Genomic DNA, 13,641 nt, shown 5'->3' on the forward strand with positions numbered 1-13,641 from the left:
GTCAGCCACCCATCGACGGCTGCATCTCGCGCGGCTCGCTGCCGGTGCCGGTGGTGTAGTTGCCGGAGGAGCACGGCACGCCCGGCTCCATCGAGGCGTTCTGCGCCAGCACGGTGGCGAACTCCTTGAGCCGCGAGTCACCGGCGTCGTCGACCTTGAGCTGGTAGCCCCACGCCTGGATCGAGACGGGCTTGTCGAGGCCCTCGTAGGGGCTCATCAGCATGAAGTCGTTGCCCCGGATGATCTCGGCCAGCTTCTCCACGTCCGCCTCGGGCAGGTCGGGGCGGTAGGTGATCCAGACCGCGCCGTGCTCCAGGCTGTGCAGCGCGTGCTCGTTGGCGATCGGCGCCGTGTAGACGTCACCCTGGCAGCGCTGCCAGGTGTTGTTGTGCGGACCGCCGACCGGCGGGCTGTGCGGGTACTCGATCTTGCCGGCCCGGTGCTCCTGGTTGGCGATGCTCTCCGGGTCGCTCTCCCGGAAGTTGACGATGCCGTCGATCGCGGCGGCCTTGTCCTGCCACGACTGGCTGCCCTTGAAGGTCGCCCAGGCGCCGAAGCCGATGATCGAGGTGGCGAGCACGCCCACGGCGACGAAGAGGGCGATCGGCCCCCACGAACGGCCCTGGCTGACCTTCACCGGGGTGATCGGCTTGCGGGGACCCTTGCCACCGCCGGAGCGGGGGGTCGCCGGCTTCTTGTCGCTGGTCGGCTTGGCGCCGGCGGCCGGCCGACCTGCCGCCGGCTTCTTGCCGGTGCTGACCACGGTCGGGCGGCGCTGCGGGCCGCCCGGGGTGCTGATGCTCATCGTGCCTCGTCAGGTCGGTCGGTCAGAGGAGTCCGGCGGCCCAGCCCCCGATGCCGGGTCGCCGCCGCGGGGACCGAGTCTACCCCCGATAACATGGTTCGGTGACTCCCGCTGAACTCGCCGAAGCCGTCCTGGCCGCCGCTCACGCCGTCTTCACCGACCGAGGGCTGGACCGCTCCGCGCTGCCGGAGCACACGACGGTCGAGCGTCCCCGCAATCCCGAGCACGGCGACTACGCCGCCACGCTGGCGCTCCAGCTCAGCAAGAAGGTGGGCGTCCCGCCCCGCGAGCTGGCCACCGCGCTCGCCACCGAGTTGGGCAGCACGGCGGGGATCAAGTCGGTGGAGATCGCCGGTCCGGGCTTCCTCAACATCCGGCTGGACGCCGCCGCCGCCGGTCAGCTCGCCCGGACCATCGTCGAGGCGGGCGAGGAGTACGGCCGGAGCGACCGGCTCGCCGGGCTGAAGATCAACCTTGAGTTCGTCTCGGCCAACCCGACCGGGCCGGTGCACATCGGCGGGGTGCGGTGGGCGGCGGTCGGCGACGCGCTGAGCCGCCTGCTGCGGGCCACCGGCGCCGAGGTCGGTACGGAGTACTACTTCAATGACGCCGGGTCGCAGATCGACCGGTTCGCCCGTTCGCTGCTCGCCGCCGCCCGGGGCGAGGCGGCCCCGGAGGACGGCTACGGCGGGGCGTACATCGCCGAGATCGCCGCCGAGGTCACCGCCCGGCGGCCGGAGGTGCTGTCGATGGACGAGGCCGCCGCCCAGGAGGTGTTCCGGGTGGAGGGCGTCGCGCTGATGTTCGAGGAGATCAAGTCCTCGCTGCGCGACTTCGGGGTGGAGTTCGACACCTACTTCAACGAGAAGGACCTGCACGACCGGGGTGAGCTGGAGCACGCCCTGACCCGGCTGCGGGAGCAGGGCCACGTCTTCGACGCCGACGGCGCGACCTGGCTGCGCACCACCGACTTCGGTGACGACAAGGACCGGGTGCTGCGCAAGTCCAACGGCGAGTGGACCTACTTCGCGGCGGACTGCGCCTACTACCTGGACAAGCGGGAGCGCGGCTTCGACCGGGTCGTGATCATGTTGGGCGCGGACCACCACGGCTACATCGGCCGGATGAGGGCGATGGCCGCCTGCTTCGGCGACGAGCCGGAGCAGACCCTGGAGATTCTCATCGGCCAGTTGGTCAACCTGGTGCGCGACGGCGCACCGGTGCGGATGAGCAAGCGCGCCGGGACCGTGGTGACCCTGGAGGACCTGGTCGACGCGATCGGGGTGGACGCCTCCCGGTACGCGCTGGCCCGCTACTCCAGCGACTCCCCGATCGACATCGACATCGAGCTGTGGACCAGGGCCACCCGTGACAACCCGGTCTACTACGTGCAGTACGTGGCGGCCCGGACGGCCAACGTCGCGCGTAACGCCGCCGAGGTCGGGGTGAGCCGGGGCGACGCCGACGCGTTCCGGCCCGAGCTGCTCGACCACGACAAGGAGAACGAGCTGCTCAAGGCGCTCGCCGAGTTCCCCGCGGTGGTGGCCGCCGCCGCCGAGCTGCGCGAACCGCACCGGGTGGCCCGCTACCTGGAGGACCTGGCCGGGGCGTACCACCGGTTCTACGACAACTGCCGGGTCCTGCCCCGGGGCGACGAGGAGGTCACCGACCTGCACCGGGCCCGGCTCTGGCTCAACGACGCCACCCGGGTGGTCATCGCCAACGGCCTGCGCCTGCTCGGCGTCTCGGCCCCCGAGAGGATGTGACCGATGCGCGCTCACGAGGCCGGTGCGCTGCACGGTGACATCGGCAACCGGGGGCCGGCCTGGCTGCGTACCCCGGCCGACGTCAACGCCCTGGTGCCGCGCCTGTGGCCGCGCAACACCCGGCGCGGCGACGACGGCGCGCTGGTCGTCGCCGGGCTGGACGTCCGAGACGTCGCCGCTCGGTTCGGCACTCCGGTGTACGTGCTCGACGAGGACGACCTGCGGTCGCGCTGTCGCGACTTCCGGGCCGCCTTCCCGGACGAGGACGTCTACTACGCGGGCAAGGCGTTCCTCTGCCGCGCGGTGGTCCGGATGATCGCCGAGGAGGGTCTGTTCCTCGACGTGTGCAGCGGTGGGGAGCTGGCCGTGGCGCTGGCCGGCGGGATGCCGCCGGAACGGATCGGGTTCCACGGCAACAACAAGTCCGTGGCCGAGCTGACCCGGGCGTTGGACGCCGGGGTGGGCCGGATCATCGTCGACTCGTCGGACGAGATCGACCGGCTCACCGTGCTGGCCCGCGAGCGGGGCGTCCGGCCCCGGGTGATGATCCGGGTCACCGTCGGCGTGGAGGCGCACACCCACGAGTTCATCGCCACCGCGCACGAGGACCAGAAGTTCGGCTTCTCGCTGGCCGGGGGCGCGGCGAGCGCGGCGGCGCTGCGCATCCTCGACGAGGACGTGCTGGAGCTGCGCGGCCTGCACTCGCACATCGGCTCGCAGATCTTCGACACCAGCGGCTTCGAGGTGTCCGCCCGCCGGGTGCTCGCGCTCCAGGCGCAGATCCGCGACGCCCGTGGGGTGGAGCTGCCGGAGCTGGACCTCGGCGGTGGGTTCGGCATCGCGTACACCACCCAGGACGACCCCTCGACCCCGCACGAGCTGGCCAAGCGGCTGCGCCGGATCGTGGACGCGGAGTGCGCGGCGGAGCGGCTGACGGTGCCGCGTGTCTCGATCGAGCCGGGTCGGGCGATCGTCGGCCCGGCCGTGTTCACCCTCTACGAGGTGGGCACCGTGAAGTCCGTGCTGGTGGGTGCCGGTGGTGACGCATCCGACGGGCACCGCGCCTACGTCAGCGTGGACGGGGGGATGAGCGACAACATCCGGACTGCGCTCTACGACGCCGCGTACTCGGCGACGCTGGCGTCCCGGGTCACCTCGGGCGGGTCGATGCTCGCCCGCGTGGTGGGAAAGCATTGTGAGTCCGGGGACATCCTGGTGAAGGATGAATTCCTGCCCGCCGACGTGCAGCCCGGAGATCTTGTCGCGGTGCCGGGCACCGGTGCCTACTGCCGCAGCATGGCCAGCAACTACAACCACGTGCCCCGCCCCCCGGTGGTCGCGGTGCGGGACGGCCAGGCCCGGCTGATCGTTCGACGGGAGACCGAAGAGGACCTGCTCGCCTTGGATGTGGGATGAATCAACCTGTGCGCCTGGCCCTGCTCGGCTGCGGCACCGTCGGTGCCGAGGTGGTGCGACTGCTGCACGAGCAGTCGACCGACCTCGCCGCCCGGATCGGTGCCCCGCTGGAGATCGCCGGCATCGCGGTACGCCGGCTCGGGCGTGACCGTGGTGACCTGCCGATCGATCCGACGCTGTTCACCACCGACGCGCTCGGGCTGATCAAGCGCGACGACGTGGACGTGGTCGTCGAGGTGGTCGGCGGCATCGAACCGGCGCGCGGGTGGCTGGTGGAGGCGCTGCGGGCCGGCAAGAGCGTGGTCACCGCCAACAAGGCGCTGCTCGCCGAGGACGGCGGCACGCTGCACGACGCGGCGGCCGAGGGCGACGCCGACCTCTACTACGAGGCGTCGGTGGCCGGAGCGATCCCGCTGCTGCGCCCGCTGCGCGAGTCGCTGCACGGTGACCGGATCACCCGGGTCACCGGCATCGTCAACGGCACCACCAACTTCATCCTCTCCGCCATGCACGCCACCGGCGCGGGCTTCGCCGAGGCGCTGGAGGAGGCCACCGAGCTGGGGTACGCGGAGGCCGACCCGACCGCCGACGTGGAGGGCTTCGACGCGGCGGCCAAGGCGGCGATCCTCGCCTCGCTGGCCTTCCACACCCGGGTCGGCGCCGACGACGTGCACCGGGAGGGCATCACCGAGGTGACCGCCGCCGACGTGGCCAGCGCGAAGGCGATGGGTTGCACGATCAAGCTCCTCTGCATCGCGGCACGGGGTGCCGACGGGCAGGGGCGCGAGACGGTCAGCGTCCGGGTGCACCCGGCGATGATCCCGCTGAGCCACCCGCTGGCCGGGGTCGGCGACGCGTTCAACGCGGTCTTCGTCGAGGCCGACGCGGCCGGGCAGTTGATGTTCTACGGGCGGGGCGCGGGCGGTTCGCCGACCGCCAGCGCGGTACTCGGCGACGTGGTCGCGGTGGCCCGCAACCGGCTGGCCGGGGTTCGGGCGGCCAGCGAGTCCGCCTACGCCGACCTGCCGGTACGCCCGATGGGTGAGGCGCTCACCCGCTACCACATCAGTCTCGACGTGGCCGACCGTCCGGGTGTGCTGGAGGCGGTCGCCGGGGTGTTCGCCCGCCACGACGTCTCGATCGCCACCGTGCGTCAGGGGCCGGCCGGCGGCGGCGCCGGGGGAGCGGGCGAGGCGATCCTGGTCATCGTGACCCACGTGGCGCCGGACGCGGCCCTCGCGGCGACCGTCGGTGAACTGCGCGGGCTCGATATCGTCCGTTCGGTGGCGAGCGTGCTGCGGGTCGAGGGGGGCTCGTGAGCGGGCGGACCGGATGCGGACGACTCCCGGCCGGTGGTGACCGGTGACGGGTACGAGAGGCGAGGAGAACGGCATGTGGCGGGGTCTGATCGAGGCGTACCGGGACCGGTTGCCGGTCACCGACGCCACGCCGGTCGTCACGCTGCACGAGGGGAACACGCCGCTGCTGCCCGCGCCGGTGCTCTCCGCGCGGCTCGGCTGTGACGTCTACCTCAAGGTGGAGGGCGCCAACCCGACCGGGTCGTTCAAGGACCGGGGCATGACGATGGCCGTCTCCAAGGCGGTCGAGGCGGGCAACAAGGCGATCATCTGCGCCTCCACCGGCAACACCAGCGCCTCCGCCGCCGCGTACGCGGCCCGCGCCGGGGTGACCTGTGCGGTGCTGGTGCCGCAGGGCAAGATCGCTCTCGGCAAGCTGGCCCAGGCGCTGGTGCACGGCGCGAAGCTGCTCCAGGTCAACGGCAACTTCGACGACTGCCTGGCGCTGGCCGCCAAGCTCGCCCAGGACTACCCGGTGGCGCTGGTCAACTCGGTGAACATCGACCGGCTGCACGGCCAGAAGACGGCCGCGTTCGAGATCGTGGAGGCGCTCGGCGACGCGCCGGACATCCACTGCCTGCCGGTCGGCAACGCCGGCAACATCTCCGCGTACTGGATGGGGTACGTCGAGGACGCCCAGGTCGGCAACGCCACCCGCACCCCGAAGATGTACGGCTTCCAGGCCGCCGGTGCCGCGCCGATCGTGACCGGGCAGGTGGTGCCCGAGCCGTCGACGATCGCCACCGCCATCCGGATCGGCAACCCGGCGAGCTGGACGAAGGCGTTGGACGCCCGGGATGCCAGCGGTGGCCTGATCGAGGCGGTCACCGACCGGGAGATCCTCACCGCGTACCGCCTGTTGGCCCGGGAGGTCGGCGTCTTCGTGGAGCTGGGCAGCGCGGCCAGCGTGGCGGGTCTGTTGCAGCAGGCCGCCGCCGGTCGGGTGCCGGCCGGGTCCACCGTGGTCTGCACCGTCACCGGGCACGGCCTCAAGGATCCGGAGTGGGCGATCACCACGGCTCCGGCGCCGGTCACCATCGCCAACGACCCGCTCGCCGCGGCCCGTTCCCTCGACCTCGCCTGAGGGTGACGAACCACCCGCTTGCTCCTTTATGACCGTTTAGGGCGGGAAGCGACGTATCTAGCGGTACAACTGTGGGGTGGCTACCGACCCGGTGGCTGCCGAGGCCCGGCGGGCACCCGGCGCGACAGGCGTCGCGCCCGTCGTCGCCGTGCAGCCACGGACCTCCTACCTGGACCTGCTGCGCGCCGCGGCACTGGCCCGGGTGCTGCTGTACCACGCCACCGGCTGGCTGTGGCTGAGCCTGCTGGTCCCGGCGATGGGCGTCATGTTCGGCGTCGCCGGTGCGTTGCTGGCCGCGTCGCTGGACCGGTACGGCACCCGGGCCGTCGGCCGCCGGATGCGCCGACTGCTGGTGCCGTTCTGGGCCTTCGGCGCGACGGTGCTGGCGCTGGTCGCCGTCGCCGGTCAGGTCTCCGGCGCGCCGAGCGGGTTCGGCTGGGACGACGTCTGCTGGTGGCTGCTGCCGTTGCGGGTGCCGTCGGTCGGCGGGGCACCCTGGGGGTGGGCGTTCACCGTCGGTCTCTGGTACGTCTCGACGTACCTGTGGCTGACCCTGCTCTCACCGCTGCTGCTGCCGCTGTACCGCCGCTGGCCGTGGCCGGTGCTCGCGGCGGCCACCGCGCTGCCGGTGTGCACGCATCTCGCCGGGGTCACCCAGTTCTATTTCGTCGTGTCGTACCTGCCCTGCTGGCTGCTGGGCTTCGCGTACCACGACGGACTGCTGGGGCGGGTGTCGGCCCGCCTCTGCCGCGGCCTGGTCCTGGTGCTGGGCGCCGTCGGCGGCACCTGGGTGCTGCTCGCCGTGACCACGGGTGCGCCGAGCGAGCTCAACCACATCCCGGCCGGCTCCACCATCTGGTCGATGGCCTGGGTCGCGGCGCTGTTGCGGCTGGCTCCCCGCTCGTCCGGCGCTGTCCGGGCGACCGGCCCGGCCCGCGCCGAGGGGGACCGGCCGGCGCGGGGCGGCGCGCTGCTGCGCCTGGTCAACGCCCGGGCGCTCACCGTCTACCTGTGGCACATCCCGGCCAGCGCGGCGATCACCGCCCTGCTCATGCCGTGGCTCTCCTTCGACTCCGTCGCCCATGTGGGGCTGCGGTTGGTCGGGATGATCCTGCTGACCGTCGCCGCGGCGCTGGCCGTGGGGTGGATCGAGGATCTCGCCGCCCGGCGTCGTCCACGACTGCTGTGGGTGGGCGCCCCGGCGACCCCTCGGCCGCCGCGCCGAAGCCGCGCCGAGGTGCCACGTCGGCGGGCCGCCGTCGACCGGCCCGTCGAGCCCGTGCCGAGCGCCCTGCCGGGGGAGTCGGGCGGGTGACGGCGGTCGAGGCGGAGTGGCGGACGGTCAGCCCCGGGGCGCGACCGCGCCGCTGATGGTCCGGACGACCAGGCCGAGAGCCTCGTGCCGGGAGACCTCGTGCGAGGCAAGGTAGCTCCAGCCGGCGTACAACTGGGACCAGAGCACGGTCTGCACCCACGGCGCGGGCAGCGTCGGGTCGATGCTGCCGTCGGCGTGGCCGCGCGCGATCATCGCGAAGAAGTCGTCGTCGCAGACCTCGGTGCCCCAGACCGGGTCCTCGACGATCGTCGGCTCGGCGAAGACGAGGGAGAGCAGGTCGCCGAGGTCGAAGTACTCCGCGCAGAGGCGGAGCAGCGCCTCGGCGCCGGTGCCGTCGGCGAGGCGGGCCCGGACGGTCGCCTCGTTGAGCCGTACCGCGCCCTCGGCGGCCACCGCGGCCAGCAGGTCGGAGCGTTCGGCGAAGTAGCGGTGCAGGGTGGTCCGACCGACCTGGGCGGCGGTGGCGATCTCGCCGAGGCTGGCGGCCTGGTTGTGACCGAGCACCTCGATCGCGGCCTGCAGGATGGCCTGCCGGGTCCGCGCCCGGCTGCCGCTCTCGTCGGTGGTCGTCACGCCGGACAGGTTATCAACGTACGGATTCGGAATATAGCTTGCCCGTAGTGGAACAGTAGTGTTCCATTGCGGGGTGACTGTGACCGCCGTACCCGCCGCGACCGAGGCGGAGCCGACCGCCCCGACCGCCCCGAGGGCCCGTACCAGGCTGCTGCTGACCTACCTCCGCCCGCACTGGCCGGCCATGCTGGTCGGGTTGCTGCTCGGCCTGGTCGCCAACGCGGCCGGGCTGGCCACCCCGCTGGTGACCAAGTGGGTCCTGGACACCCTCGGTGCCGGGGAGTCGCTGGCCCGACCGGTCACCGTGCTGCTGGTGCTCGTGGTGGTGGGCGCGGCCATCTCGCTGTGGCAGTGGGTCCTGATGGGCCGCATCGCCGAGCGGGTGGTGCTCGACGCCCGCACCGGGGTGATCCGCCGCTACCTCGCCGCCCGGATCGACCAGCTCACCCACCGTTCCGGCGGCGAACTGGTCACCCGGGCCACCTCCGACCCCGCGTTGCTGCACCAGGCGTCCGGCAGCCTGGTCGGCCTGACCAACGGGGCGTTGGCGCTGGTCGGGACGCTGGTGCTGATGGGCGCGCTCGACCTGGTGCTGCTCGGCGCGACGATGGTCGCGGTGGTCGTGGTGGCGGTGCTGATGGGATACCTGCTGCCCTCGATCGGCCGGGCCCAGGAGGCGGCCCAGGAATCGGTCGGACGCTTCGGTGGGGCCCTGGAGGGTTCACTGCGCGCCATCCGGACGGTCAAGGCCAGCCGCGCCGAGCAGCGCCAGACGTCGGCGCTCACCACACACGCCCGCGAGGCCGCCGAGCACGGCCTCCGCGCCGCCCGGCGCAGCGCCCTGGTGTGGACCATCTCCTGGACCGGCATCCAACTCGCCGTCATCGTCATCCTGGGCGTCGGCGCGGCCCGGGCCGAACAGGGCCTGATCGAGGTGTCCACGCTGATCGCGTTCCTGCTCTACGCCTTCGGGCTGATGGGGCCGATCAGCGAGCTGACCCAGAACCTCACCGCCATGCAGGCCGGCATCGCGGCGGCCGGCCGGCTCCGCGAGATCGAGGCCGTCGAGGTGGAGCCCGGCTCCACCGCCACGGCAGCCGCGCCGGAGGCCGTACCGCCGGTCGTCACCGCCGGACACCGCGACCCCGCCGGGCCGGTGCTGACGCTGCGGGGCGTCACCGCCCGGTACGGGCCCTCGGCGCCACCGGCCGTGCGGGACATCGACCTGGAGATTCCCCGCGTCGGCCACACCGCGCTGGTCGGGCCCTCCGGAGCCGGCAAGACCACGCTGTTCTCCCTGCTGCTGCGCTTCCTCGAACCGGAGCACGGCGAACTGCTGCTGGACGGCCTCCGGTACGGCGACCACACCCCGGCGCAGATCCGTGGCCGACTCGCCTACGTCGAGCAGGAGGCGCCGGTGGTGCCCGGCACCATCGGGGACAACCTGCGCTTCACCCACCCGGACGCGAGCGACGACGAACTGTGGACCGCACTGCGGGCGGTGAACCTGCACGACAAGGTGAGCGGGCTGACGCTCGGGCTGGACACGCCGCTCGCGGCCACCACCGTCTCCGGCGGCGAACGGCAGCGCATCGCGTTGGCGCGGGCGGTGCTGCGTACCCCGGACGTGCTGTTGCTCGACGAGGCCACCTCGCAGGTGGACGGCCTGACCGAGGCGGTGGTGAGCCGGTGCGTCCGGCAGCGGGCCGAGGAAGGGGCGGTGGTGACGATCGCGCACCGACTCTCCACCGTGCTCGACGCCGACCAGATCGTGGTGATGGAACGGGGCCGGATCCGCGCCGTCGGGGACCACGCCACCCTGCTGCGCACCGACGAACTGTACCGGGATCTGGTGGCGTCGCTACGGATCGGCACCGCCGAACCGGTGCCCGCCGGGGCCGCCCCGGACACCGAGGGGCGGACCGGGTCGGGCACACTGCTCGTGCCCTTCGAACGTCTCCCCCAGGAGTGAGCCACGCCGATGTCGCTGCTCGCCAGATTCAGCCTCGCCAACCGAGGGCTGGTCGCCCTCATCGCGGTGGTGACCACGGCGTTCGGTGCGTACGCCGTGCCGTCGCTGAAGCAGCAACTCCTGCCCTCGTTGGAGTTCCCCGCCGCGTTCATCGTGGCGTCCTACCCCGGTGCCGGACCCGAGGTCGTCGAGTCCCAGGTGACCGTGCCGATCGAGAACAGCCTGCAAGGCATCCCGGCGCTGGACAGCGTCACCTCCACCTCGCGTGAGGGCCTGAGCACCATCCAGGTGCAGTACGAGTTCGGCACCGACCTGGACGACGTGGTCAACCGGATGCAGACCGCACTCAACCGCACCCGGCTGCCCGACGGGGTCGAGCCGCAGGTGATCGCGGGCAGTACGGACGACCTGCCAGCCGTGGTGCTGGCCGCCAGCGGCGGTGACGACGAACGCGCTCTCGCGGCCAAGCTGCGGGACACGGTGGTCCCCGAATTGGCGGCCATCGAGGGCGTACGCGGTGTCGAGCTGACCGGCGTCCGCGACGACCTGGTGGTCATCACGCCCGACCCGGCCAAGCTGTCCCGGGCCAAGGTGCAGCCCACCGCGATCGGCACCGCGTTGCAGGCCAACGGGGTGTCGGTGCCCGCCGGTGCGGTCCTGGACGGCGACCGGGCGCTGCCGGTGCAGGTGGGTGCGCCACTGACCACCCTGGACGACCTGCGGGCCGTCATCGTCGCGCCGCCGAAGGGCAAGACCGGTCCGATCCGCCTCGGCGACGTCGCCACCGTCTCCGAGCAGCTCGCCCCGGCCACCGCCATCACCCGTACCAACGGTCGGGAGAGCCTGGGCCTCGCGGTCACCGCGGACCCGGACGGCAACGCGGTGCAGATCTCGCACGCGGTCGCCGACCGGCTCGACGGCCTGCGGGCCGCCACCGGCGCCGAGCTGACCGTCGTGCTCGACCAGGCCCCGTTCGTGGAGAAGTCGATCAAGACGTTGAGCACCGAGGGTCTGCTGGGCCTGATCATGGCCGTGGTGGTCATCCTGGTGTTCCTGCTGTCGATCCGTTCCACCGTGGTCACCGCGGTCTCCATCCCGCTGTCCGTGGTGGTCGCGCTGCTCGCGCTCTGGATCGGCGACTACTCGCTCAACCTGCTCACCCTCGGCGCGCTGACGGTCGCGGTCGGCCGGGTGGTGGACGACTCGATCGTGGTGCTGGAGAACATCAAACGGCACCTGACGTACGGCGGGCCGAAGCGGGAGGCGATCCTCACCGCCGTCCGCGAGGTGGCCGGTGCGGTCACCGCCTCCACCCTGACCACGGTCGCCGTCTTCGCCCCGATCGCCCTGGTCGGCGGCTTCGTCGGCCAGCTCTTCGCACCGTTCGCGATCACGGTGACGGTGGCGCTGCTCGCCTCGCTGCTGGTCTCGTTGACCGTGGTGCCGGTGCTCGCGTACTGGTTCCTCAAGCCGGTGACCGGTGCCGACGGGGCGGCCGTGCGCCGCGCCGCCGAACAGCGGGAACTGCGCAGCCCGTTGCAGCGGGCGTACCTGCCGGTGATCCGGTTCGCCACCGGCCGGCGGGCCTACCGCTGGGCCACGCTGGCGGCCGGTCTGGTGGTGCTGCTCGGCACGTTCGGCCTGGCCCGGCAGTTGGAGACCAATTTCCTGGACGACTCCGGCCAGGACACCCTGAACATCCGGCAGGAGCTGCCGGTGGGCACCGGGCTGGGCGGCACCGACGCGGCGGCCCGCCGGGTCGAGGCGGTGCTGGCGGAGACGCCGGGGGTGCGGTCGTACCAGGTCACCGCCGGGGGCGGCGACTCGCCGTGGGGCGGTGGCGCCGGCAACAACGTGGCCAGCTACGCGCTGCTGCTCGGCGAGGAGACCGACGCCAAGGAGATGCGCGGCATCCTGCGCGACCGGATCGGGGCGCTCGGTGCCGAGGCGGGTGAGATCACCTTCCCGGCGGGTCAGGGCGGCGCGTCCGCCAACGAGCTGGCCGTGGTGGTGCGGGCCGCCGACCCCGAGGCGCTGGCCCGGGCCGCCGAGCAGGCCGAGGCGGTGCTGACCCGCCTCGGGGGCGTCGAGGACGTCTCGTCCACCCTGACCGAGCAGGTGCCGAGGGTGGAGGTGACCGTCGACCGGACGGCCGCCAGCCGGGCCGGGCTCACCGAGGCCGCGGTCGGTCAGCTCGTCGCACAGGCGTTCCGGGGTACGCCGCTGGGCCAGGTGAGCCTGGACGACGGCGCGCGCGACGTGGTGCTGCGGTTGTCCGCGCAGCCGCCGACGACCGTGACCGAACTGCGCGAGATGCGGGTCGGCGCGGTGAAGCTGGACGACATCGCCGAGGTCACCGAGACCACCGGACCGCAGCAGGTACGGCGGATCGACGGTGAGCGCAGCGTCTCGGTGACCGGCACGGTGACCGGCTCCGACCTGGGGGCGATCAGCGCCGAGCTGCAACGTGAGCTGGACGCGATCGACGTACCCGGGGCGACCCTGACCCTCGGCGGGGTCAGCGCCGAGCAGCGGGACACCTTCGCCGATCTCGGCCTGGCCGTGCTGGCCGCGATCGCGATCGTGTTCCTGATCATGATGGCGACCTTCCGCAGCGTCGTACAGGCGCTGATCCTGCTGGTCTCGATCCCCTTCGCGGCCACCGGCGCGGTCGTCCTGCTACTGGCCACCGGCACCGCGTTGAGTGTGCCGGCGCTGATCGGCGTACTCATGCTCGTCGGCATCGTGGTGACCAACGCGATCGTGCTGCTGGACCTGGTCAACCAGTACCGGGCCCAGGGAATGGGCGTACGGGAGGCGGTGGTCGAGGGTGGACGCCACCGGCTCCGCCCGATCCTGATGACCGCCATCGCGACCATCTTCGCGTTGACGCCGATGGCCTTCGGGCTCACCGGCGAGGGCGGGTTCATCTCCCGACCGCTGGCGATCGTGGTGATCGGCGGTCTACTCAGTTCCACCCTGCTCACGCTGATCCTGGTGCCCACGCTGTATGCCATGGTGGAGGACACCAAGGAGTCGGTGCGGGGTCGGCGTCGGGGCCGGTCCGGCCCGCCGCCGGGGGACGCGCGACGCGAGGTCGAGCCCGCCGACGCGACCGGCGACGAGCCGGCCGGCGGGGAGGCGGATCCGGCCGCGCCGGCCGCCGAGGAGCGCAGACCGGAGAGTCGACCGGTGCCGGCGGCGCCCACCGGCGCGCTGATCGAGAGCACCGACCAGTTCGAGGTGCTCCGGCTGCCGAAATCCCGCAACTCACCGTTCCCGCCCACCGAGTGAAAGGAGGGGTCCCCTGCTAACGCCTGGTGCATAGCAG

Annotated in this window: 9 protein-coding genes; 7 read left to right on the forward strand and 2 right to left on the reverse strand. The window is 72.5% G+C overall.

Translation table 11 applies throughout. From position 1 onward, the window contains the following. Window position 1: 1 nt before the first annotated feature. Complete coding sequence (locus ACIBMZ_RS03755; RefSeq protein ID WP_396690692.1) at window positions 2–805, reverse strand: DUF3105 domain-containing protein; 804 nt, start codon at window positions 803–805, stop codon at window positions 2–4. Window positions 806–906: 101 nt separating this feature from the next. Here ACIBMZ_RS03755 and argS point away from each other — a divergent pair, with 101 nt between their 5' ends. The 5 genes from argS (at window position 907) to ACIBMZ_RS03780 (ending at window position 7,744) form a co-directional block, all read left to right on the forward strand. After that, complete coding sequence (gene argS / locus ACIBMZ_RS03760) at window positions 907–2,571, forward strand: arginine--tRNA ligase (RefSeq protein WP_396690694.1); 1,665 nt, start codon at window positions 907–909, stop codon at window positions 2,569–2,571. Window positions 2,572–2,574: 3 nt separating this feature from the next. Continuing rightward, entirely contained in the window at window positions 2,575–3,987 is a 1,413-nt protein-coding gene (gene lysA, locus ACIBMZ_RS03765; protein WP_396690696.1) for a diaminopimelate decarboxylase, read from the forward strand. A gap of 8 nt (window positions 3,988–3,995) precedes the next feature. After that, window positions 3,996–5,306 carry a homoserine dehydrogenase gene (locus ACIBMZ_RS03770; RefSeq protein ID WP_396691008.1) on the forward strand — a complete coding sequence of 437 codons (1,311 nt, stop codon included), beginning with the start codon at window positions 3,996–3,998 and terminating at the stop codon, window positions 5,304–5,306. A 73-nt stretch (window positions 5,307–5,379) separates the two neighbouring features. Further along, window positions 5,380–6,429 carry a threonine synthase gene (thrC, locus tag ACIBMZ_RS03775; protein WP_396691010.1) on the forward strand — a complete coding sequence of 350 codons (1,050 nt, stop codon included), beginning with the start codon at window positions 5,380–5,382 and terminating at the stop codon, window positions 6,427–6,429. 76 nt (window positions 6,430–6,505) lie between these two features. Beyond that, entirely contained in the window at window positions 6,506–7,744 is a 1,239-nt protein-coding gene (locus ACIBMZ_RS03780; RefSeq protein WP_396690698.1) for an acyltransferase, read from the forward strand. Between the two features lie 27 nt (window positions 7,745–7,771). Here the strand turns inward: ACIBMZ_RS03780 and ACIBMZ_RS03785 are convergent, their stop codons facing one another. Then, window positions 7,772–8,338, reverse strand: coding sequence for a TetR/AcrR family transcriptional regulator (locus ACIBMZ_RS03785; protein ID WP_396690700.1), 567 nt, complete (start codon window positions 8,336–8,338; stop codon window positions 7,772–7,774). 73 nt (window positions 8,339–8,411) lie between these two features. On the opposite strand from ACIBMZ_RS03785, the gene ACIBMZ_RS03790 reads away from it, so the two are divergent. After that, on the forward strand, window positions 8,412–10,310 hold the full coding sequence (locus tag ACIBMZ_RS03790) for an ABC transporter ATP-binding protein (RefSeq protein WP_396690702.1): 1,899 nt from the start codon (window positions 8,412–8,414) through the stop codon (window positions 10,308–10,310). A 9-nt stretch (window positions 10,311–10,319) separates the two neighbouring features. Further along, entirely contained in the window at window positions 10,320–13,604 is a 3,285-nt protein-coding gene (locus ACIBMZ_RS03795) for an efflux RND transporter permease subunit (protein WP_396690703.1), read from the forward strand. Window positions 13,605–13,641 lie beyond the last annotated feature (37 nt).

The sequence above is a fragment of the Micromonospora sp. NPDC049900 genome, assembly GCF_044461025.1.
In the GTDB taxonomy this organism is placed as follows: domain Bacteria; phylum Actinomycetota; class Actinomycetes; order Mycobacteriales; family Micromonosporaceae; genus Micromonospora.